At 73.8% G+C, this 21,421-nt stretch carries 19 protein-coding genes; 9 read left to right on the plus strand and 10 right to left on the minus strand.

Features of this window, described 5'->3' with window-relative positions:
* The gene (locus tag ACY34K_RS21470; RefSeq protein ID WP_462749435.1) at positions 1–990 is read left to right on the plus strand and encodes an ATP-binding cassette domain-containing protein; all 990 of its coding nucleotides are present in this window, start codon (positions 1–3) and stop codon (positions 988–990) included.
* Complete coding sequence (locus ACY34K_RS21475; RefSeq protein WP_462749438.1) at positions 987–1,844, plus strand: ABC transporter permease; 858 nt, start codon at positions 987–989, stop codon at positions 1,842–1,844. Before ACY34K_RS21470 ends, ACY34K_RS21475 begins: the two co-directional genes overlap by 4 nt.
* Before the next feature lie 88 nt (positions 1,845–1,932).
* On the opposite strand, the gene ACY34K_RS21480 is transcribed toward ACY34K_RS21475, so the two are convergent.
* The 4 genes from ACY34K_RS21480 to ACY34K_RS21495 form a co-directional block, all read right to left on the minus strand.
* A complete protein-coding gene (locus tag ACY34K_RS21480) occupies positions 1,933–5,193 on the minus strand; it encodes an ATP-binding protein (RefSeq protein ID WP_462749440.1) in 3,261 nt (1,086 codons plus the stop codon).
* Positions 5,194–5,491: 298 nt separating this feature from the next.
* Complete coding sequence (locus tag ACY34K_RS21485; RefSeq protein WP_462749441.1) at positions 5,492–5,953, minus strand: universal stress protein; 462 nt, start codon at positions 5,951–5,953, stop codon at positions 5,492–5,494.
* Between the two features lie 64 nt (positions 5,954–6,017).
* Positions 6,018–7,097, minus strand: coding sequence for an LLM class flavin-dependent oxidoreductase (locus tag ACY34K_RS21490; protein WP_462749443.1), 1,080 nt, complete (start codon positions 7,095–7,097; stop codon positions 6,018–6,020).
* Positions 7,098–7,239: 142 nt separating this feature from the next.
* Positions 7,240–8,172: a LysR family transcriptional regulator gene (locus tag ACY34K_RS21495; RefSeq protein WP_462749445.1), complete on the minus strand. Its 933-nt coding sequence runs from the start codon at positions 8,170–8,172 to the stop codon at positions 7,240–7,242.
* Between the two features lie 76 nt (positions 8,173–8,248).
* Between ACY34K_RS21495 and cbiE the strand changes: the two genes are divergently transcribed.
* The 3 genes from cbiE to ACY34K_RS21510 all read left to right on the plus strand — a co-directional run bounded on the left by cbiE (position 8,249) and on the right by ACY34K_RS21510 (position 11,579).
* Positions 8,249–9,493, plus strand: a complete 1,245-nt coding sequence (gene cbiE, locus ACY34K_RS21500) for a precorrin-6y C5,15-methyltransferase (decarboxylating) subunit CbiE (protein ID WP_462749447.1) — start codon at positions 8,249–8,251, stop codon at positions 9,491–9,493.
* Positions 9,490–10,239, plus strand: coding sequence for a precorrin-4 C(11)-methyltransferase (gene cobM, locus ACY34K_RS21505; protein ID WP_462749449.1), 750 nt, complete (start codon positions 9,490–9,492; stop codon positions 10,237–10,239). The genes cbiE and cobM overlap by 4 nt, the downstream gene beginning before the upstream one ends.
* A gap of 74 nt (positions 10,240–10,313) precedes the next feature.
* Complete coding sequence (locus ACY34K_RS21510) at positions 10,314–11,579, plus strand: serine hydrolase domain-containing protein (protein WP_462749451.1); 1,266 nt, start codon at positions 10,314–10,316, stop codon at positions 11,577–11,579.
* Here the strand turns inward: ACY34K_RS21510 and ACY34K_RS21515 are convergent.
* Entirely contained in the window at positions 11,576–12,718 is a 1,143-nt protein-coding gene (locus ACY34K_RS21515) for a cobalt-precorrin-5B (C(1))-methyltransferase (protein WP_462749453.1), read from the minus strand. The genes ACY34K_RS21510 and ACY34K_RS21515 overlap by 4 nt on opposite strands.
* 11 nt (positions 12,719–12,729) lie before the next feature.
* Here ACY34K_RS21515 and ACY34K_RS21520 point away from each other — a divergent pair, with 11 nt between their 5' ends.
* The gene (locus tag ACY34K_RS21520) at positions 12,730–13,473 is read left to right on the plus strand and encodes a cobalt-precorrin-6A reductase (RefSeq protein WP_462749456.1); all 744 of its coding nucleotides are present in this window, start codon (positions 12,730–12,732) and stop codon (positions 13,471–13,473) included.
* A 35-nt stretch (positions 13,474–13,508) separates the two neighbouring features.
* Here the strand turns inward: ACY34K_RS21520 and ACY34K_RS21525 are convergent, their stop codons facing one another.
* A complete protein-coding gene (locus ACY34K_RS21525; protein WP_462749458.1) occupies positions 13,509–14,378 on the minus strand; it encodes a C40 family peptidase in 870 nt (289 codons plus the stop codon).
* 297 nt (positions 14,379–14,675) lie between these two features.
* Entirely contained in the window at positions 14,676–15,371 is a 696-nt protein-coding gene (locus ACY34K_RS21530; protein WP_462749460.1) for a hypothetical protein, read from the minus strand.
* Positions 15,372–16,372: 1,001 nt separating this feature from the next.
* On the opposite strand from ACY34K_RS21530, the gene ACY34K_RS21535 reads away from it, so the two are divergent.
* Together ACY34K_RS21535 and ACY34K_RS21540 are read left to right on the plus strand one after the other, a co-directional pair.
* Positions 16,373–16,873, plus strand: coding sequence for a hypothetical protein (locus ACY34K_RS21535; RefSeq protein ID WP_462749462.1), 501 nt, complete (start codon positions 16,373–16,375; stop codon positions 16,871–16,873).
* Between the two features lie 53 nt (positions 16,874–16,926).
* Positions 16,927–17,385, plus strand: coding sequence for a hypothetical protein (locus tag ACY34K_RS21540; RefSeq protein WP_462749464.1), 459 nt, complete (start codon positions 16,927–16,929; stop codon positions 17,383–17,385).
* 104 nt (positions 17,386–17,489) lie between these two features.
* Here the strand turns inward: ACY34K_RS21540 and ACY34K_RS21545 are convergent, their stop codons facing one another.
* The 3 genes from ACY34K_RS21545 to ACY34K_RS21555 form a co-directional block, all read right to left on the minus strand.
* Complete coding sequence (locus tag ACY34K_RS21545; RefSeq protein WP_462749465.1) at positions 17,490–17,987, minus strand: hypothetical protein; 498 nt, start codon at positions 17,985–17,987, stop codon at positions 17,490–17,492.
* 180 nt (positions 17,988–18,167) lie between these two features.
* Positions 18,168–18,623: a carboxymuconolactone decarboxylase family protein gene (locus ACY34K_RS21550; protein WP_462749615.1), complete on the minus strand. Its 456-nt coding sequence runs from the start codon at positions 18,621–18,623 to the stop codon at positions 18,168–18,170.
* A gap of 133 nt (positions 18,624–18,756) precedes the next feature.
* Complete coding sequence (locus tag ACY34K_RS21555; protein WP_462749467.1) at positions 18,757–20,331, minus strand: alpha/beta hydrolase; 1,575 nt, start codon at positions 20,329–20,331, stop codon at positions 18,757–18,759.
* A gap of 198 nt (positions 20,332–20,529) precedes the next feature.
* Here ACY34K_RS21555 and ACY34K_RS21560 point away from each other — a divergent pair, with 198 nt between their 5' ends.
* Positions 20,530–21,273 (plus strand): hypothetical protein, encoded by a 744-nt coding sequence (locus ACY34K_RS21560; RefSeq protein ID WP_462749470.1) that lies wholly within the window; start codon positions 20,530–20,532, stop codon positions 21,271–21,273.
* Positions 21,274–21,421: the final 148 nt, after the last annotated feature.

The following is a 21,421-nucleotide window of genomic DNA, read 5'->3' on the forward strand; positions in this document are numbered from 1 at the left end:
ATGACAGCGACAGGTACGGAACTGGCCATCGAGACGGAAGGCCTGGTGAAGGTCTTCGGCGACAACAGGGCCGTGGACGGCGTCGATCTGCGTGTCCCGGCGGGCACGGTCTACGGCGTCCTCGGCCCCAACGGCGCCGGCAAGACCACCGCCGTGAAGATGCTGGCGACGCTGCTGCGGCCCGACGGCGGCGAGGCCCGTGTCTTCGGCAAGGACGTGGTGCGGGACGCCGACGCGGTCCGCGGCCGGGTCAGCCTCACCGGACAGTACGCCTCGGTCGACGAGGACCTCACGGGCACCGAGAACCTGATCCTGCTGGGCCGTCTCCTCGGCCACGCCAAACCGGCCGCGCGGGAGCGGGCCGCCCAACTGCTGGCGGCGTTCGGTCTGTCGGAGGCGGCCGACCGGCAGGTGAAGAACTACTCGGGCGGCATGCGGCGCCGTATCGACATCGCCGCGTCCATCCTCAACACCCCCGATCTGCTGTTCCTCGACGAGCCGACCACCGGCCTCGACCCGCGCAGCCGCAACCAGGTGTGGGACATCGTGCGGGCGGTCGTCGCCCAGGGCACGACCGTGCTGCTGACCACGCAGTACCTGGACGAGGCGGACCAACTGGCGTCCCGCATCGCGGTGATCGACCACGGCCGGGTCATCGCCGAAGGCACCAAGGGCGAACTCAAGGCGTCGGTCGGCGCCGGTTCCGTGCACGTCCGGCTGCGCGACGCCGACCGGCGCCCGGACGCGGAGCGCGTGCTGGCGTCCGCGCTGAACGCGGTGGTGCAGCTGGACCCGGACCCGGTGGCCCTGACCGCGACGGTCGGCGGCCACGGGACGGAGCTCGGCGCGGCCGAACAGGCGGCCAGGGCACTGTCCGAGCTGGCCCGCGCGGGCATCACCGTCGACAACTTCGCGCTGGGACAGCCCAGCCTGGACGAGGTCTTCCTCGCCCTCACCGACAGGACGGACACGAAGGAGACCGTGGCATGAGCACCGTCACCACCGCAGGCAGGACCGAGGACGCGGCGTTCGCCGCGCCCCGCACGGAAGACCTGGCGGCGCTGCTCGTCGCCGGAGAACGCCCACCGCGGCCGACGGCCCTGTCCGCGTCCATGACGTTCGGCTGGCGGGCCATGCTGAAGATCAAGCATGTGCCGGAGCAGCTCTTCGACGTCACGGCGTTCCCCATCATGATGGTGCTGATGTACACGTACCTCTTCGGAGGGGCACTGGCGGGCTCGGTCACGGAGTACATCCAGTTCCTGCTGCCCGGCATCCTCACCATGAGCGTGGTGATGATCACCATGTACACCGGGGTGGCCGTCAACACCGACATCGCCAAGGGCGTCTTCGACCGCTTCCGCACCCTGCCGATCTGGCGCCCCGCCCCGATGGTCGGCTACCTCCTCGGTGACGTGGTCCGCTATCTGATCGCCTCCGCCGTGATGATCACGGTGGGCCTGATCATCGGCTACCGCCCGCACGGCGGCCCGGTGGGGGTCCTCGCCGGGGTGGCGCTGCTGATGGTCTTCTCGTTCGCCTTCTCCTGGATCTGGACGATGTTCGGCCTGCTGCTGCGCACCGAGAAGTCCGTGATGGGCGTCAGCATGATGGTGATCTTCCCGCTGACGTTCCTGAGCAATGTCTTCGTCGACCCGAGGACCATGCCCGGCTGGCTGCAGGCGTTCGTCAACAACAGTCCGGTCACCCATGTCGCCACCGCCGTCCGCGAACTGATGGCCGGCAACTGGCCGGCCGCCGACATCGCCTGGTCCCTGGGCTGGGCGGCCCTGTTCGTGACGGTGTTCGGCGCGGTGACGATGCGGCTGTACAACCGCAAGTAGCCGCCGGGGCACGCCGCCTGATGGAGTCCTTCCTTGACCTTCCCCGCGCGGGAAGGCCCAGCATCGGTCGGGCCGGGGGCCCCGCGGGTCACAGGTGCCAGGTCGTGGGGCGGGGCGGGCGGTAGGCGCAGGAGGTGCCGGTGGAGATCGACGCGCGCAGGTGCGCGGCGAGGGCGGGGTGGAGCGCGTCGAGTCTGCGCAGCATGTCGCGGATGCGGGCGGTCACCGTCTTGCGGGCGCGCTCGGTCTCGTCGCCGAGGCGGCGGGTCCGGCCGCCGAGGCCCGCCGCGGCGCGCAGTTCGTCCAGCAGCGCCTGGCGTTCCCGGTCGCAGGCGGCGGCGCGGGCGTCGTCCCCGAGGGCGGAGGCGCGGTCCATCTCCTGGTCCAGCTCCTCCAGCCGGCGCCGGTAGCGGGACTTGGCCTCGTCGTCGAGCACCGGGTCACCGCCGAACCGGCGGGCCGCCACCAGTGGTTCACCGCCCGCGGGGTCGAGCAGCCGGGCGGCGGGCACGTCCGCGCCGGGATGCCCGAGGAGGGTGTGCAGGTCCCGCAGGCCCTTGGCGTCGGGCACGTGCACGGACCGCCCCTGGAACTCCAGCGCCCACACGGCACCCTCGCGGCGGAACGTCCCGTCCGTGCGGGGGCGGGGCTCGCGCGGGGCGGCGGGTCGGTCCCCGAAGGCCGACGTCCACGCCGTGACCGGGTCTTCCAGGCCCAGTTCTCCGGACTCGCGTCGCACCGCCTCCTCCAGGGCGGCCGCCCGCCGGGCGTCGTCCGGGCCGCCGCGCGAGCGGAGCACGGCCGACAGCGTGGCCCGCGCCCGCAGCGCCCAGGGCCGGGCCCGCAGCAGGTCCGCGGACTCGTACGCCGACGTCAGCTCGGCGACCGCCGTGTCCCAGTCGCCGGCCGCCGCCGACAGCGTCCCCAGCCAGAGGTCGACCGGGCCGCTGATGTCGCAGCCGTACAGCGAGACCACCCACTGCCGGGCGTACGGAACGAGCGGGGCACGGGCGGCGGCGATCAGCGCCGCGTCGCCGGACAGGGCCGCGGCCTGCGCCCGGAAGCGCATCCACAGGGGGGCGAAGAACCGCGGGAACGGCTCCACCGCGGCCTGCCGGGTCAGCTCCTCCAGCAGCCGCAGCGCGCGCTCGTGGTCCCCGCGGTCACGGTCGCCGCGCTCCACGGCCGTGACCGCCTCCACGAGCCGGGGATACGGATGGCCGTTCTCCGTCATCACCCCGACCAGCGTCTCCGCCGCGTCGAACCGCCGCTGCAACAGCCGCAGTCCCCAGCCGACGTGCGGGCCCATGAACGCGTACGGGTTGTGCTCGACCACGAACGCGTCCACGTCCGCCAGATGCCCGTCCGCCTCCGTGAACCGGCCGGTCAGCCCGGTGATGATGCACTGGTCCACGGAGACGCCCAGCTCGAAGCGGCGCATCCCGGTGCGCTCGGCGAGCGCGACGAACCGGTCGAGCTGGTCGAGATAGCCGGGGTCGCCCAGCTCCAGCAGCGTGACCCAGCGCATGGAGGTGGCGTGCAGCTCCATGACGCGGTTGTCCGTGCGCCGTGCGACGTCGATCATCTCGGCGGTCAGGGCCAGCCGTTCCCCGGAGGTGCCCAGCCCCCAGATCGAGTCGTGCCGTGCCCACAGCGAGAAGGCGAGGGCCTCGTCGTCGTCGCTCTCGCGGGCCAGCGCCGTGGACCGCACGGCCAGTTCCTGGGCGATGCCCTCGGGGGTCAGGTTCTCCGCCCCACCGCCGCCGACCAGGGCCCGGTACGCCTCGCGCAACAGCTCCGTCGCGTCCTTCTCCGGGCCGGGCAGCCCCTGGAACCGGTGGAGCGTGATCGCCACCCGGGCGAGCAGCTCCGGGTCCCCGCGGCGCCGCGCGATCGCCACTGCCCGCTCCAGGAGCGCCCGGCAGGCGGTCCGTTCCCCGTCGTGCCACAGTTCACCGGCCAGGTCGAGGGCGATCAGCGTCTCGCGGCGCGGGTCCTCCACGATCTCCAGCGCCCGCCGGTAGTGGCCGGCGGCCTCCTCGCCCGCGAGCCGGCCGGACGCGTCCCGCGCCGCGGCGGTCAGCAACTCCACCCGCCGCGCGGACGGAAGTTCGTCCCCGGCGAGGTAGGCGTGCCGTGCCAGATCGGCCGGCAGCACTCCGCCCCCGGACTCGCCGCGCGAGCCGCCGTCCGGCCCGCCGGGCCCACCCTGCCCGCCGGGTTCTCCGTCCGGCCCCCTGCCCGTCCCCTCCGGAGGCCCCGCCAGTGCTTCGACGACCCCGGCGTGCCGACGCCGCGCGTCGCCCTCGTCCAGCGCCTCGTACAGCGTCTCGCGTACGAGATCGTGGGCGAACGAGAACCGCCCCGCCTCCCGCGCCGTCACCAGCCGCGCCGCGACGGCCCGTTCCAGCAGCCGGTCGACGTGCGGCACCGGCGCGCCGAACACCGCCGCGAGCACCCGTCGGTGGAACTCCCGCCCCAGCACGGCCGCCGTCACGAGCATCGCGCCGACCGGATCGGGCAGCAGCGCGAGGCGCCGCCGCACGGCTTCCCGCACCCCGGGCGCGATGGCGGTGACCGGCCCCCCGCCGTGCCACAGCCGGGCCGTCTGCTCGACGAAGAACGGGTTCCCGCCGGTCCGCCGGTGCACCTCCGCGACGAGTGCCGCCTCCGGCTCCCGGCCGGCGGTCAGCGCCATGAGCGCGCCCACCTCGTCCCGGCCGAGACCGGTCAGCGTCACCGCGGCGGAGGCGCGGGCGGCCAGCGGCAGGATCAGTTCGCGCAGTGGGTGTCCGGCCGCCTCCGCCTCCACGTCGCGGTACGTCCCGATCAGCAGCAGCCGTTCGAACCAGGTGTGCTGGGCCGCGAAGGCGAGCAGCCGCAGCGACGCCGGGTCGGCCCAGTGCAGATCGTCCAGCACGACCACGACCGGCCGGCCGTGCGAGACGGTCACGAGCGCGGTGGTCACCGCGTCGTACAGGGCGAACGCCTCCCGCCCGGCCTCCTCGCCCGGCGCCTCGCCGAGCAGCACCGCCAGCCGCCCGCCTGCCGCCCGCTCGACCGCGGCCCACTCCTCGGCCGGCACCGCGCGCCGCAGGCCGCGTACGACCTGCACCCACGGCCAGTACCCGGGCGCCCCCGCGGCACCCGCGGCGTCCCAGCAGGACCCGCCGAGCACCAGGGCACCGCGCCGCCGTGCCTCGTCCGCCGCCTCTGTGACCAGGGCGGTCTTGCCGATCCCGGCCTCGCCGGTGACCAGCACCAGTCCGCCGTGGCTGTCCGTCGCCCGGCCGATCTCCGACCGGAGGACGCCTGCGGGGTGATCACGCCCGATGAGTGCAGGGGTCATGCCCGAAAACGATAGAAGCCCCTACTGACAATCGGCTCGTGAAAAAACCCGCCCGGCCCTGTCCGCCGCCGGGGCAGCGCGTCCGCCGCCGGTGGCATGCGCCCGGTTCGGCCCGCCGCGGCAGCCCGCGCGGCCGCGTCCGCCGCCGTCGGAGCGTGCCTGCCCTCCGTCGCCCTCCGTCGCGGTCCGTCCGGGACCGTTCGCCGCCGGTCGCAGTCCGTCGCCGTCCGAGCGGACGCGTCCGCCCTCCGCCTCCCGGTCGGCGCCGTCCGTCCCCCGGCGCGGGCCGCGAGGTTCGTCAGTCGGCGTCCTCGCCGCGCACCACGACCACGGGGCACGGGGCGTGCTGGGTGAGGTGGAGGCTCACGGAGCCGAGCAGCGCCGCCTTGAAGCCGCTGTAGCCGCGGTCGCCGACCACCAGCAGGGCGGCCCCCTCGGCCCGCTCCAGCAGGGCCTGCGCGGCGTGCCCGGCGATCACGCGGCGGTCGACGGCGACGGCCGCGGCCGGGTCGAGCGTCTTGTCCAGGGCCTCGTCGAGCGTCCGGCGGGCGACGTCCTCCGCGTCGTACTGCGGCGTGTACGAGGTGGGTGGGACCCCGGGCGCCATGGCCGTCCATCCGGTGGCCGGGTACTCCCAGCCGATGACGGCCTCCAGCACGTCACCGGTGAGCGCCGCCTGGCGCGCGGCCCACGTCAGCGCCCGCAGGGACGGCTCGGAGCCGTCCACGCCGACCACGATCCTGCCCGTTCCCGCTGCCATGCCGACCTCCGCTTCGTTCGTGCGTTCCGGTGTACGGCGACCCGTGTACCCCGGCAGGACGGGCTCACGTCTCCGGGCCGCGGTCCAGGGCCGGGTGGCGCGGCGCCGTCGCGGGGACCCCGGCCGGGCGGCGGTCGGCGAACTCCTTGCGGAGGACCGGGACGACCTCCTCGCCGAGGATGTCGAGCTGTTCGAGGACCGTCTTGAGCGGCAGCCCGGCGTGGTCCATCAGGAACAGCTGGCGCTGGTAGTCGCCGACAGCATCGCGGAAGCCGAGCGTCCGCTCGATGACCTGCTGGGGGGAGCCGACGGTCAGCGGCGTCTGCTCGGTGAACTCCTCCAGGGACGGGCCGTGTCCGTAGACGGGTGCGTTGTCGAAGTAGGGCCGGAACTCCCGGACGGCGTCTTGGGAGTTCCGTCGCATGAAGACCTGGCCGCCGAGGCCGACGACGGCCTGCTCGGGGGTGCCGTGCCCGTAGTGTGCGTACCGCCGCCGGTAGAGCCCGACCATGTTCCTGGTGTGCTCCATGGGCCAGAAGATGTTGTTGTGGAAGAACCCGTCGCCGTAGTACGCGGCCTGTTCGGCGATCTCGGGGGAGCGGATGGAGCCGTGCCAGACGAAGGGCGGGACGCCGTCCAGGGGCCGCGGTGTGGCGGTGAAGCCCTCCAGGGGCGTGCGGAAGTGGCCCTCCCAGTCGACGCTCTCCTCCCTCCACAGCTTGTGGAGGAGGGCGTATTTCTCGACGGCGAGCGGGATGCCCTGCCGGATGTCCTGCCCGAACCACGGGTAGACGGGGGCGGTGTTGCCGCGCCCCATCATCAGGTCGACACGCCCGTCCGCGAGGTGCTGCAGCATCGCGTAGTCCTCGGCGATCTTCACCGGGTCGTTGGTCGTGATCAGGGTCGTCGACGTCGACAGGACGAGCCGCTCGGTGCGGGCGGCGACGAAACCCAGCATCGTGGTGGGCGAGGACGGCACGAACGGCGGATTGTGGTGTTCACCGGTCGCGAAGACGTCCAGTCCCACCTCCTCGGCCTTGAGGGCGAGGGTGACCATGGCCTTGATCCGCTCGTGCTCGGTCGGCGTACGGCCGTTGGTCGGGTCGGGCGTCACATCGCCGACGGTGAAGATCCCGAACTCCATCGTGCTCACCTCTCGCAGCGGTCGAATAGTGGTTGAATATTTAACCACCGCGTCAACCGCGTCCGGCCCCTTTCTGTTCCGGGCCGTCCACCGGTGACGGGTACCCCGGCCCACCGGCCCCGCACCGGACCGTGGAGCCGGCTCACCAGGAACGCCCCTCGCGCAGCAGCACCTCCTCCACCAGCGCCAGATGCGGGTTGTCCGAGGGGCCCGGACGCCGGACCAGATACCCCGTGTTGATCGGCGGGTCCTCGGGCGTGAGCAGCGGTACGACCGTCCCCGCCGCCAGCTCGCCCGCGCACAGGTAGCGCGGCAGCACACTGATCCCGGCGCCCGCCGCCACCGCCGCCAGCACACCGCGCAGATCGGGCACCGTGGCCGCGGCCTGGGCGGTCAGCCGGGTGCCGAACACATGCCGCCAGTAGCGCCGTGCGATCGGCAGGTCCTCCGCGTACGTCACCAGGGGCACGCCGCGCAGCGCCGCCGCGCCCTCCGCGGCGGGCCGCACCGCGCCGATCCGGTCCGCCCACACCGGCGCCGCGACCAGCACGAACTCCTCGTCCATCAGCGGCGCCGCCACCAGCGCCCGGCCACGCGGCCGGTGCGTCGAGAGCACCAGGTCGTGGTGGCCCGCCCGGAGCCCCTCCAGCAGCGCGTCGGTCAGGCCGGTCGCGGTGCGCAGCACCACACCCCGCTCGGCGACCAGCGGCGCCAAAGCCGGCAGCACCCGGACGCAGAGCAGCTCGGCCGGCCCGCCCAGCCGTACCGGCTCGGCGGGAGCGCCGTCCACCGGCCGGGCCGTCACCGTCTCCAGCGCGTCCAGCGGGCCGGCGACCCGGGCGGCGAGGTCGTCCGCCACCGCAGTCGGCGTCACGCCGCGCGCCCGGCGCGCGAACAGTTCCCGCCCCAACTGCCGCTCCAGTGCCCGGATCTGCGCCGTGACCGTCGGCTGCGACAGCCCGACCAGCCGTGCGGCCGCCGTGAACGAACCGGAGCGGTGCACCGCGAGGAACGTCCGCAGCAGCGTCAGGTCGAGCGGCCCGCCCGGTACGGCGCCGGGCTCCCTGTCGGTCATGCCCCGACCCTACGAGCCGGCCCGCGGTGCTGCCCCACGTGTGGCCCGGGGCGACCGGCCGGTAGGGTTCCAGCCCGTGAGCAGCCCCGCATCCACCCCGCCCGTGACCGTCGTCGGCATCGGCGCGGACGGCTGGGCCGGGCTCCCGGACCCCTCCCGCGCCGCCCTCGCCGCCGCGGACGTCGTCATCGGCGGCGACCGGCAGCTCGCCCTGCTGCCCGCCGAGTGCCGGGGCGAGCGCGTCGTCTGGCCCTCGCCGCTGCGTCCCGCCGTGCCCCGGCTGCTCGCCGAGCACACCCGGGGCGGGCGCCGTCTCGCCGTGCTGGCCAGCGGCGACCCCATGTTCTACGGCGTCGGCCGCGCCCTCGCCGAGACGGCCGGCCCCGAGCGGCTGCGCGTCCTGCCGCACCCGTCGTCCGTCTCGTACGCCTGCGCCCGGCTCGGCTGGCCGCAGGAGGACACGGAGACCGTGACGCTCGTCGGCCGGCCGCTCCCCTCCCTGGCGGCCACCCTCCATCACGGCCGGCGCGTGCTGGTCCTCAGCGCCGGCGCGGCCACGCCCGGCGAGGTCGCCGCGCTGCTGCGCGAGCGCGGCTTCGGCCCCAGCCGGCTCACCGTCCTCGAACAGCTCGGCTCCGGACGGGAGCACCGCCTGGACGGCACCGCCCAGGACTGGCCCCATCCGCCCGGCGACCCGCTGAACGTCATCGCCGTCGAGTGCGTGCGCTCCGCCGGTGCCCTCCGCGTCGGCGCCGTCCCCGGCCTGCCCGACGAGGCGTACGAGAACGACGGCCAGCTCACCAAGCGGCATGTCCGGGCCGCGACGCTCGCCGCGCTCGCGCCCGCACCCGGCGAGCTGCTGTGGGACGTCGGCGGCGGATCCGGTTCCATCGGCATCGAGTGGATGCGCACGCACCGCTCCTGCCGCGCCGTCACCGTGGAACGCTCCCCGGAGCGGGCGGGGCGCATCGCCCGCAACGCCGCCGCGCTCGGCGTGCCGGCCCTCCGCGTCGTCACCGCCGCCGCGCCGGCCGGGCTGGCGGACCTGCCGGCCCCCGACGCCGTGTTCATCGGCGGCGGCCTCACCGCCCCCGGCCTGCTGGACGCCTGCTGGGCCGCCCTGCGGCCGGGCGGCCGGCTCGTCGCCAACACCGTGACGCTCGAGTCCGAGGCGCTGCTCGCCGACCGCTACCGGCGCCACGGCGGTGAGCTCGTACGGCTCGCTGTCGCCCACGCCGTACCGGTGGGCGGCTTCACCGGCTGGCGCCAGGCCATGCCGGTCACCCAATGGTCCGTGACCAAGCAGGAGACAGAAGGATGACCGTCTATTTCATCGGTGCGGGCCCCGGCGCCGCCGACCTGATCACCGTGCGCGGCGCGCGCACCCTCGCCTCCTGCAAGGTGTGCCTGTACGCGGGGTCGCTCGTGCCGCGTGAGCTGCTCGCGGAATGCCCGCCGGACGCCCGGCTCGTCGACACGGCCCGCCTCGACCTGGACGCCATCACCGCGGAACTCGTCCGCGCCCACGAGGAGGGGCACGACGTCGCCCGGCTGCACTCGGGCGACCCGTCCGTCTTCAGCGCCGTGGCCGAGCAGATGAGGCGCCTGGACGCGGCGGGCATCCCGTACGAGGTCGTGCCGGGGGTCCCGGCGTTCGCCGCCGCGGCGGCCGCGCTGAAGCGGGAACTCACCGTCCCCACCGTCGGCCAGACGGTCGTCCTGACCCGCATCGCCCAGCAGGCCACGCCCATGCCGAAGGGCGAGGACCTGGCGACCCTGGGCCGCAGCGGCGCCCTGCTGGTCCTGCACCTGGCCGCCCGCTACGTCGACCGGGTCGTCGCCGAACTGACCCCGCACTACGGCTCCGACTGCCCGGCCGCCGTCGTCGCGATGGCGAGCCGGCCGGACGAGCTGGTCCTGCGCGGCACGCTGGCCGACATCGCGGACCGTACGAAGGAGGCCGGCGTGGTGCGGACGGCGGTCATCATCGTGGGCCGCACGCTGGCGGCCGAGCAGTTCCCGGACAGCTACCTGTACTCGCCGGACCGGGACCGTTGCGATCATTGAGCCTTGTCCCGGAGTGATCATCTTGAAATGATCAAGGTGCCGATTCGGCACATTGACTCCAAGGGGGAAGCTCGATGCGCAAGCGCGCTTCTGAGGACATATCGCGGCGCCTGACCCAGCGCCCGGCGATGCGGGGGGCGCTCGTCGCGCTCACCGCGACCGCCCTGCTCGGCGGGGCCGTGACGGCCGGCCCGGCCGTCGCGGCGGAGCAGGCCGGTGAGTCCCACGCGGCGACGCAGGAGGCCCTGAACGGCCTCGTCGCCGCCGGGATGCCCGGCGTGGGGGCGGCGACCCTCACGCCCCGGGGCACCTGGTCCGGCTCCGCCGGCCATGCGGACACCGCCACCCAGCGGCAGCGGACGGCCGCCGACCACTTCCGGGCGGGCAGCATCACCAAGACCTTCGTCGCCACGGTCCTGCTCCAGATGGAGGCCGAGGGCAAGCTGAAGCTGGACGACCCGGTGGAGCGGTGGCTCCCCGGCGTCCTGCAGGGCAACGGCTACGACGGCAACAAGATCAAGATCCGTCAGCTTCTCAACCACACCAGCGGCGTGCACGACATGGTCATGACGCCGGAGTGGAACGAGCTGATGAACGGCCAGGGCTTCTTCGAGCACCGCTACGACATCAAGACGCCCGAGCAGATCGTCGCCATGGGCATCAAGTACGGCCCGGACTTCGAGCCCGGCAAGGGCTGGCGCTATTCCAACACCAACTTCGTCCTCGCCGGCATGATCATCGAGAAGGTCACCGGCAAGCCCTACGCCCGCGAGGTGGAGCGGCGCATCGTCAAGCCGCTGGGCCTGAAGGAGACGACCTTCCCCGGCACCGACCCGAAACTGCCCGCCCCGCACCCGATCGGCTACTCCAAGCTGTACGTGCCCGACCCCGGCCCGGAGATCCACGACGCCACCGAGTACCGGCCCTCCTGGTCCGGAGCCACCGGTGAGGTCGTCAGCACCAGCGGTGACCTCAACCGCTTCTTCGGCGCGCTGCTGAAGGGCAGGCTGCTCCCGAAGAAGCAGCTCGACGCCATGCTCACCACCGTCGAGACCGGCGAGCACTACACGTACGGGCTCGGCATCATCTCCCGCAAGCTGACCTGCGGCGTGCAGGTGTACGGCCACGACGGTGTCGTCTGGGGCTCGCTGACCGGCTCCGCCGGTACGCGCGACGGCAAGCACATGCTCACGTTCAACATCAACGGCGACTGGCTCGACCAGAGCCCGCCGTTCGAGAACATGTTCGAGGGCGAGTTCTGCGGGACGCTGCCGAAGCCCGCGAAGACCGAGCTGCGGACGGTCGCCGGCTCCCCGGTCGCCGTCAACCGGGCCCGCTAACCGGCGAAGAGGGCATCGCGCGGGCCCGCCGGGTCCGCGCGGCCCACGATCGTGCCCGCGCGGTCGATGCACACCACGTCGACCGCGACGGGGGCGCCCAGCAGCACCGCGAGCGCCTCGTCCCGTGCCGCCGCCGCGACCAGATCACCCAGCGGCACACCCCGGGCGGCACACAACTGCAACGCCTCCAGGCCCGTGTTGGCGGCCGCGACCGCGGCCGCCAGCTCCTCGTCCGCACCGCCCTCGCGCGCGAGCTCCGCCAGGAACCCCTTGTCCACCTGCGACCGCGCCGAATGCAGGTCCAGATGGCCCGCCGCGAGCTTCGACAGCTTCGCGAACCCGCCGCACACGGTGAGCCGTTCCACCGGATGCCGGCGGACGTACTTCAGCACCGCCCCCGCGAAGTCACCCATGTCGAGCAGCGCGTCCTCCGGCAGCCCGTACAGCGACACGACCGTCTTCTCCGACGTCGACCCCGTGCATCCCGCGACATGCGTACGCCCCGCCGCGCGCGCCACGTCCACGCCGCGGCGGATCGAGTCGATCCACGCCGAGCACGAGTACGGCACCACGATGCCCGTCGTCCCCAGGATCGACAGCCCGCCCAGGATCCCCAGCCGCGGGTTCCACGTCGACCGGGCGATCTCCTCACCGTGGTCGACCGAGACGGTGATCTCGACGTCCCCGCCGTCGCCGTGCGCTGCCGCCACCCGCGCGACGTGGTCACGCATCATCTGCCGCGGCACCGGATTGATCGCCGGCTCGCCCACCTCCAGCGGCAGGCCCGGCCGGGTCACCGTCCCCACCCCGGCCCCCGCCCGGAACACCACACCCGCCCCTGGCGGCAGCCGCCGCACCGTCGCCCGGACCAGCGCCCCGTGCGTCACGTCCGGATCGTCACCGGCGTCCTTCACGACACCGGCCATGGCCCGGCCGCCGGAGAGCTCCTCAGCCGCCAGCGCGAAGGACGGCGTCTGACCCTTCGGCAGGGTGATCGTCACCGGGTCGGGAAAGTCCCCGGTCAGCAGCGCGGTGTACGCGGCGGTCGTCGCCGCCGTGGCACACGCCCCGGTCGTCCAGCCGGGCCGCAGACCGGTGTGCTTGAGTTGGGCACTACGCCCGCCCGTCGCCTCACTCATGGCTGGACCCCGTGCACATACTGATCCTCGGCGGCACGACCGAGGCCCGCCGCCTCGCCGAACTCCTGCACGGCTCGGGGCCGCGGGTCACGTCCTCGCTCGCCGGCCGTGTCGCCGCCCCGAAGCTCCCCCCGGGAGAGGTCCGCATCGGGGGCTTCGGCGGACCCGAAGGCCTCGCCCGCTGGCTGCGCGAGCACCAGGTGGACGCGGTCATCGACGCCACTCATCCCTTCGCGGACACGATCAGTTGCAACGCGGCCCGCGCGGCCGCCGAAGCCCATGTTCCCCTGCTTGTCCTCCGCCGTCCCGGGTGGGCCCCCGTAGCGGGCGACGACTGGCACCCGGTGGACACCCTCACCGAAGCCGCGGACACGGCCCGCCGCCTGGGCAGCCGAATCTTCCTCACCACCGGCCGCATGGGTCTCGCGTCCTTCGCGCATGTGCACGACGCCTGGTTCCTGCTCCGGTCGGTCGACCCCCCGGAGCCCCCCGCCCCGCCCCTGCTGCACGTCCTCCTCGACCGCGGCCCCTTCACCCTCGACGGCGAACGCGAACTGCTGCGCCGCCACGCCGTCGACGTCCTCGTCACCAAGGACAGCGGCGCCACCGCGACGGCCCCGAAGCTGACGGCCGCCCGGGAGGCCGGCATCCCGGTCGTCATCGTCCGCCGCCCCGCCGCACCCCCCGGCGTGCCCACGGTCCCCAGCCCGGCCGACGCGGCCCGCTGGCTCACGGACCTCGGCCAGGCCCGCTGAGTCGTCGCCTCCGGCGGCGTCTCGGGCGGTGGCGTTCACCGCGCGACGTGCCGGTAGGCGACGACCCGGTCCTCGGACGGCAGCGGGCCGGTGCGGATGCGCAGGCCCGTCCTGGGAGCCTCGATCACCTTTCCGTCCCCGACGTACAGCTGGATGTGCCCGCCCCCGGCGGTGATCACGAGATCCCCCGGGACGAGCTCGCCGCGTGTGGTGGCCCGCCCGGCGCGGACCTGGTCCCAGGTGGTGCGGGGGAGCGTCACACCGGCCGCCTTCCAGGCCCGCATGACGAGCCCGGAGCAGTCGTAGCCGCGCGGGCCCGTACCGCCCCAGACATAGGGCTTGCCCAACTGCGCCCGCGCGTAGGCGACGGCGGTGTGCGACGGGCCCTTCGCCGCCGGGCGGCCCTCGCGGCCGGCGGCGGGCTGGGTCCGCTCGCCGGTGGCCTCCCCGCCGGTGGCCTCCCCGGCGGCGGCCGTCTTCCCGGCGGCGGCCTTCCCGGGCCGGGCCGGGACCCGCAGGGTGTCGCCCGCGTAGATGAGCGTGGAGTCGCCCAGCCCGTTCAGCCGCTGCAACTCGGCGACGCTGGTGCGGTGCTGCCCAGCGAGCGCGTACAGCGTGTCGCCCGGGCGCAGCACCACCCCCTTGGTCGCCGGCGCGGGCGGCGCCTCCGTCCCGCCCTCCTGAGGGCTGTGCGCGGGAGGCTCCCGGCCCGGAACAGGGGCGGGCACCGGGGCCTGGGCGGCCGGCGGCCGCGAGGGAGGAGCGGAGTCCGCCGGGCCACCGCCCACGGCGACGAGTCCGCCGACGAGCACCGCGACGACGAACAGCACGCCCAGGGAGGTGGCCGTCCGCAACCAGCTCGACGGCTCCAACGCCCGCGCCCACGCGGCACGTACCGCTCGCACCGCGCGTACCGCTTGTGCCGCTCGGGCCGCACGCACCGCTTGTGCCGCTCGGGCCGCACGCACCGCCCGTACAGCACGCGCCGCCTGCCCGGCCGGTGCCACGGGCTTGCCGGCCCCGGGCCGATCCGCCCGCGGGGAGGCCGTGCGGCCCGACGGCCGCCGTGTCCTCGTGTCCATCCCATCCTCCTCATCGGCCTTTGTGGCCTGCCAGAAGAGGAGGTTCGACGGGGGCGAGGGTGTCCGGCCAGGCCTTTCGGCGTCCGAGACAGTCCGGGCCCGTCCGCGCAGGTCAGCGCCTCACAGACAGTCGTTGGTGACGTCCCAGCAGGTCTCTTCGGGGAACGGGTCGCCCCCGCCCGTCCCGTCGGACGGTGAGCTCGACGCGGCCGGCGGCGGCTCCCAGGGCCCGGGCTCGGGCTCGTACGGCGGTGGCACGGAAACGGACCGCGACGGCGCGGGCCCGGGCCGTGGCACGTCCTTGGCCGGAGGCCGCGGCGAAGGCGCCGGAGATGTGCGCGGCTTGCCGGCCGGTGAGGGCGCGTCGGCGGACTCGCCGCGGGAGGGCCCCGCGGTCACCGGCGCGACCGTGTCGACCGTGTCGGCCGGAGAACGGGAGACCGATTTCGTCACCCCGGGTGCGCCGGGAGAGGTCCCCTGCTCCGCGCCACGGCGTTCGTCGTCGGGCAGCAGCGCGAGGCCGGTGACACCGGCGGCGAGAAGCAGCACGGTGACGCTCATGACCGTGAGCAGCACGGGGCGACGCGGGCGGGATGGTGTCGCGTCGAGGGTGGCCGCGGCGGCGGTACCGGAAGCCGCCGGACTGCCGGGCGCGGCACCCGAGCCGGCCTGCCGGCCACCGTCACCGGGGCGGTCGGCCGCGGACTCCACCGCCCTGGAATCGGCTCCGTCGAGATCCACTGCGCGGGCTACCAGCCCGCCGGAGTCCAGCCCGTCGGAGTCCGCTCCACCGGGCCGCACCTCATCGGGCTCCACCCCGTCGGGCTTCACCCCATCGGGCTTCACCCCATCGGGCCGCACCCCGTCGGGCTCTACTCCACCGGGCTCCACCCCATCGGGCCGCACCCCATCGGAAGCCTCTCCATCGGGAGCCCGTCCACCAGAGCCCACCCCGCCGGGGTCGACCCCGCCGGAGTCGACCCCGCCGGAGTCGACCGCACCGGGCTCCACCCCTCCCTCCGCCCCTCTGGGCTTCACTCCACCGGAGGTTTCTCCACCGGAGTCCACCCCACCGGCATCCGCCGCGGGGGCCGGCAGGGCGCCCGGCTCCGGGGGCAGCCTCACCAGTTCCACGGCCAGGCGCTTGCGCACACCGACCCAGGCCCCGACCGTGGGCTCGTCCCCGCCGCAGGCGCGTACGAACGCCGCGAGCAACTCCTCCCGGGGAAGCTCCTGTCGGCCGAGTACACCGGCGAGTGTCGCGCGAGGGAGTACGTCCCCCGCGTCCTGCGCCCGCCGCTCCAACTGGCGGTAGCTCAGATGCGACCAGACCCGTAACCGCCGCATCGCGGCTACGAACTCGGCCCCGCTCGTGGCCCCTTCGGGCCGTGGCGCCCCACTGTCCACCGTGGTTCCCCCCGCTGTGGTCGTCAGTGCTCGATCACCCCAGGAGCTTAGAGAGCCGAGCCCGCCGGAGAGGCTGGAACGCGGCACTGACCGGACACCGCGTTCCCCCGGGACCACCGGACGAGCCCGCCGCACCCCTCGGACAGGGCGCTGAGCTGCACGGACACTCCCGGACTGTCCGAGCCGCCCGGAACCGTTGCCGCCCGCCCCACCGGCCCGGCAGGCTCCTGCCCACCGACCGGCCCACCCGCTTCGCCCCACGTCGACGGCGAACCAGGGTCCGCCGCGTCACCCTCGCCATCCGAAACCGGTACGACGACCGGGGCGAGCTCTCACACACCACACCCGGGACCGGGCGGCGCACAGCCCGTCCGACCCGTCCACCACGTACACCGATCGGGAGCATCAGCATGCCCAGCACACAGCCCCGTGGCGTCCGCCGCCCGCTGGCCGTCGCCGCGGTCGCCGCCGGCCTGCTCGCCGGAGGCCTCGCCCTCCACTCCACCACCGCCGACACAGCCCCCGCCGACGGCACCGCCGATCCGGTCGCCCTCGTCGCCGGCGGCACGACCCAGAAGTGCCGGTCCTTCGACGCCCTCCTCAAGGGCACTGTCGAGGTGCGGTCGTTCGGCCACATCTGCTGGAAGCAGTCCTCCACCGGCCGCGTCACCAACGCCAAGGTGCAGGGGCAGGTCTACAAGAACCGCGGCAGGGCCGAGTGCGCCCACGCCCGGGTCAAGCTGCAGTACACCGACGGCCGGACGCAGGTCCTCGACACCGGCTCCGTGTGCCTGATCGGCGAGATGGTGCCCTTCGCCGAGGGCGGCCGCGACGTCAAGGGCATCTGGGTGGCGGCCTGCCGCGAATCGACCACGAACACCGCGGGCTACATCTGCGGCGGCTGGAAGTGACGCACTCCCACCCCACCCACGGATCCACTCACACCCACTCTCCAGGAGAACGCATGCGACCCACCCGTGCCCTCGCCGCCGTCGCACTGGCAGGCGCCGTCCTCGCGACACCGGCCGTCATCTCGTCCACGACCGACCGGCCCGCGGTCAACGCCGCCACCGTCGCCGCCCACGCCGAGTCCCGCACCTGCGGTCCGCAGAAGGTCTCGGGCTTCCTCGGCCGCTGGACGGTCGGCGCGGCGGACTGCTCCCACTCGGGAGCGTCGAAGAGTTCGATCCTCGTCTACAAACTGCAGGGCGGGAACCAGTACTCCCGCAACCAGGGGCTCGTGCAGGTCTACGGCTTCGACAACCGTACCGGTCAGGGCCGTTGGTACCACGCCGGCATGATCGGTATGACCGGCCCGGAAACCACGATCCGCGTCCCCTGGGGCAAGCGCACCGACACCCCCAAGATCCGCGTCAAGCCCGTCGGCCTCAGCGCGTCGGTCAGCGTCAAGTTCTGGTTCTGACCGGTCCGGTCCGGGCCGGATCCGCGTCCCGCGCACGGCAGTGCGGCCCTCGTGCCGCACTGCCTCACCGGCACAGCGGAGCCGTGCGGCGCCTGTGGGTGTCTTCAGTCCTCGCCCACCTGAAGCACGACGACGACATGCCCGTTCCCGGCCCCCACGACGACCCCGTCGAAGCTGTGCCGGGTCACGGGGGACCATGATGGGACGCCGGCCGAGAATTCGTCGATGTTCGTCCACCACCGGGTCTCCTGACCCAGGAGCCCCACCACGCGCCCGACGGCTCGAAGCACGCGATCACGGTTCCGCCTCGGATGCCCGGGAAAGACAAGGCCGTGGACCGCCAAGTAGGTCATGATCTCGACCGCTCGCTGTTCGCTCGTCTCACCGAGCGCCTCGGCGACCTGTGCGGGTGAGTCCGGCCCCTGCGCCTCCTCCAGGCCACGGCGCGCCCACGCTGCCTGGGCCTTCCTGGCAACACGGTGGACCTCCCCGGCGACGGTTTCGGTGTCGGGCCGGGCAGTGGTGCGGGTGACTCGTCCGTGGATGCCGCGGCCGTCGCCCAGCGAGCGCACCAGTTTCCTGAGCTCCTTCTCGGTATGCACACCCCGCATGCTGCCGGCGGTTCACTCTGCGGGTTCGTGGGGGTGAGTCGGTCCGCCTGAGCGTCGGGCGGCAGCCGGCATGCCAGGCACCGCGGGCATCGCTGGCCGAGCTGACGCGCCGTCGGAAGACTGACGGTGCGGCCACCGCCCGGCGGTGGCCGCACCGGTGAAGCGGGTGCGTCAGAGCCAGCTCGGGTGGGCGGCGTCCTCCTGGATCGTGGTGTTGATGCGGTTGAAGAAGTTAAGCGTCGCGATCGTCAGCAGGATCGCCGCTAGCTGCTCCTCGTCGTAGTGCTTCGTCGCCTCGTCCCAGATCGCGTCCGGGACTGCCTCGCCCGTCCGGTCGGCCATGCGGGTGACGTGCTCGGTGAGGTCCAGGGCCGCGCGTTCGGCGTCGGTGAAGAAGGTGGACGCGTGGCGCCAGGTGGCGACGAGGGCGAGTTGCTCCTCGGTGGCGCCCGCCTTCTTGCCCTCCTGGAAGTGGCCGATGGCGCAGGGGCCGCAGCCGTTGATCTGGCTGGCGCGCAGGCCGATCAGTTCCAGGGTCTGCTGCGGCACACCGCCCTGGGACGTGGCCTTGAGCAGGTGGCCGATGCCCTTCATGGCGTCCGGGAGGACCATTACCGGGTTCTTCATACGCATGTCGTTCTCCTCTTGTCGCGGCGGTTCGTGCCGCGTGGTTCGTTCTGGCGAGTCATCCCTTTGACCCGCCGCGACGGAGGTGTGTGACCGATTGGCGAAAGAATTTTTTCCGGCGGGCGCCGGGGGGTCAGGGGCCGCAGTGGACGTCCCGTGCGGGACGTTCCCCCGACCGCAGGAAGTGGGTGACGGCCCGGTCGCCGCACGGGTTGCCGTTGCCGAGGTAGACGCCGTGGCCGCCGCTGTCGACGGTGACGAGACGGGCCCGGTCCCCCAGGGCGGCGCGCATCCTCAGGCCTCCGAAGTACGGGGTCAACGGGTCCCGGAGGTTCTGGATCATCAGGATGTTGGAGGGGCCGTCCGCGGTGACGCGGGTGGGCTTCTCGCGCGGGGCGTCCTTCCAGAAGGAGCACGGCGTGATGTTCGCCGGCATGCCGGCCGTCAGCGGATGGCGGGCCCGGTCGGCGGCCGAGGCCCGCGCGTGGGCGGGCACGGAGGACGGCCAGCGCACGTCGTTGCAGACGACCGCGACCGTGACGGCCGCGTCCTGGTCGGACAGGGGATTCGCCACGTCGGGGGTCAGTACGGGCTTCGCGGCCGGGTTGCTGGCCGCCAGGACGAGGCGGGCCAGCGGGGCGAAGGACCCGTCGCTGTTGAGGGCGTTCTGGAGGGCCTGGCGCAGATGGTTGCCGGTCAGGGGTGTCCCCGACTCGGTCGGCCTCGGTGTCCGGTCCAGCTCGGCGGCCAGGGCGAGGAGCATCGGGCGCACGTCCTCGGGTCGTTCCGCGAGACGGAGTTCCTTCGGTGTCGTGGCCGACGAGGCCCAGGCCGCGAAGTCCGGGAAGCGTTCCTCCGCGCCCCGGGACATGTTGGTCAGCCAGCCCCGCGCGACGCGCTCGGGGTCGGGGTCACCACTGCTGTCCAGCACCCAGCGGTCCGTGCGGTGCGGGTACTTCTGGGCGTACACCGCGCCCACGTACGCGCCGTACGACACGCCCCACGCCGACAGCCGCTCCTCGCCGAGCGCCTGCCGCAGGAGGTCGATGTCCCGCACCTCGTTCGCCGTGGTGAGACCGCGCAGGACGGGGCCGCCGTGACGGGCGCACGCCTCGGCGACCCGCCGGGCACGGGCCACGTTCGCCGCGATGGAGCCGTCGGCGCCCGGCCAGGGACGAATCGTCACCAGGTGGCGGTCCTCGGCGTCGAGCCGGCAGCTCGCGGTGGTGCTGTCGCCCACGCCGCGCGGGTCGAGGCTGACGAGGTCGTACGCTCCCGCCAGTTCGCTCCGCAGCGCGGTGCCCTTCTGGGCGAGCCGCCGCACGCCCGACGAGCCAGGACCGCCGGGGATCACCAGCAGCGTGCCGCGCCGGGCCTCCGGCCGCTCGCTGCGCACCCGGCTCACCGCGAGGGTGATGCGCGGGCCGCCAGGGTTCCGGTAGTCGAGCGGTACGGGCAGGTCCGCGCACTCCTGGTCGGCGGGGCCCTGGGGCTGCGGGCAGGGCCGCCACCGGAGGGTGGGCACGGCAGGGGAGGAGGCGGTGCTCCCGGACGCCTCGGCGGCGACGACTGCGGGCGCGGCGGCGACGGTTGTGGGCGCGGCGAGGCGGGCTGTCGGCGCGGCGACCGCCGTCGGTACGGCGGCCGTGGTCAGCGCGGTGGTGAAAACCGCGGTCCACAGGGCGAGGCGGTTCTGGTGTCTCGTCATGGCCAAGAGCCTGGTCGAACCGCGCACGCGTTCCCATCCGACAGGCCTCCGCGCCGGGGTGGGGAAAGCCTCAGTGCCGGCGCTGAGGGCAACATGGCTGATTCACAAGCCACTTGACGCATTCATTGCCACAATCGGGCGCGCAACAGGCGGTGTTCGCGCACCGACCCCCCAGCACCATGTGAAAGGTACGAACAGATGACGATGAACCGCGTCAGGCGGTACGGCAGACGTGTGCTCGCCACGGCCGTGGCCGCGTGCGGGCTCACGGCCGTGAGCGCGCTGCCGGCGACCGCCGCCGAAGGGCCCGGGCCGACCCGGCAGGAGCTCATGGCGGACTGCGCGTCGGGCCTCGGCAAGTGCACGTTCAACGACCCGAAGCTCGGCGAGGCGTACCTCGGTGCGTTCCGCCAGGTCTCGGACTCGCTGTACAACTGCAGCTCGTCCCCGGCCACCCAGTCCATGACGTGGGACGACACGGTCGGCTCCACCGACTCGCTGGGTGTCTCGGTCACCGCGGGCGGTAAGATCGCGGGCATAGTCGACCTCAGTGTTACGGCGAGTTACAGCCACAGTTGGTCGAGCACGCACTCGGAGAGCAGCTCCCTCACCATGACGGTCCGGCCCGGCGAGGTGGGCTGGATCTCGCGGGCCCAGGTCATGCAGAAGGTGTCCGGCACCTGGCAGACCCACTACGACAACCCCAAGTGGGGCCACTACTACTGGTTCTTCAAGGACACCATCACCGGCCCGGCGAAGAACGGCACGGACGGCAAGAAGAACGCGGTGGTCGTGAAGAGCCGCAAGATGACGGCCGCGGAGAAGCGTTCCTGCGCGGCCGACGCCTCCGCCCCGGCCGGCGCGGCCACCGCTGCCACCGGCGGTGCGGCCGACGGCGCCGGGCCCGCCCGCCAGGGCCGGGTGTTCGTCCAGCAGCGCTGACCGGATCACACAGGCAGGCCCGGGCTCCGCGGGCGGCGGCCGGTAAAGCCGCCGCCCCGCGATCCGCCGGTCTCCGGCGGCCCGTGCGTGTCGGCCGACGCCGTCCCGCGGGCGGCCGGTCTCCTGCGGTCCGTGCGCGCCGGCCCGT

Source organism: Streptomyces sp. STAM6, assembly GCF_054963715.1.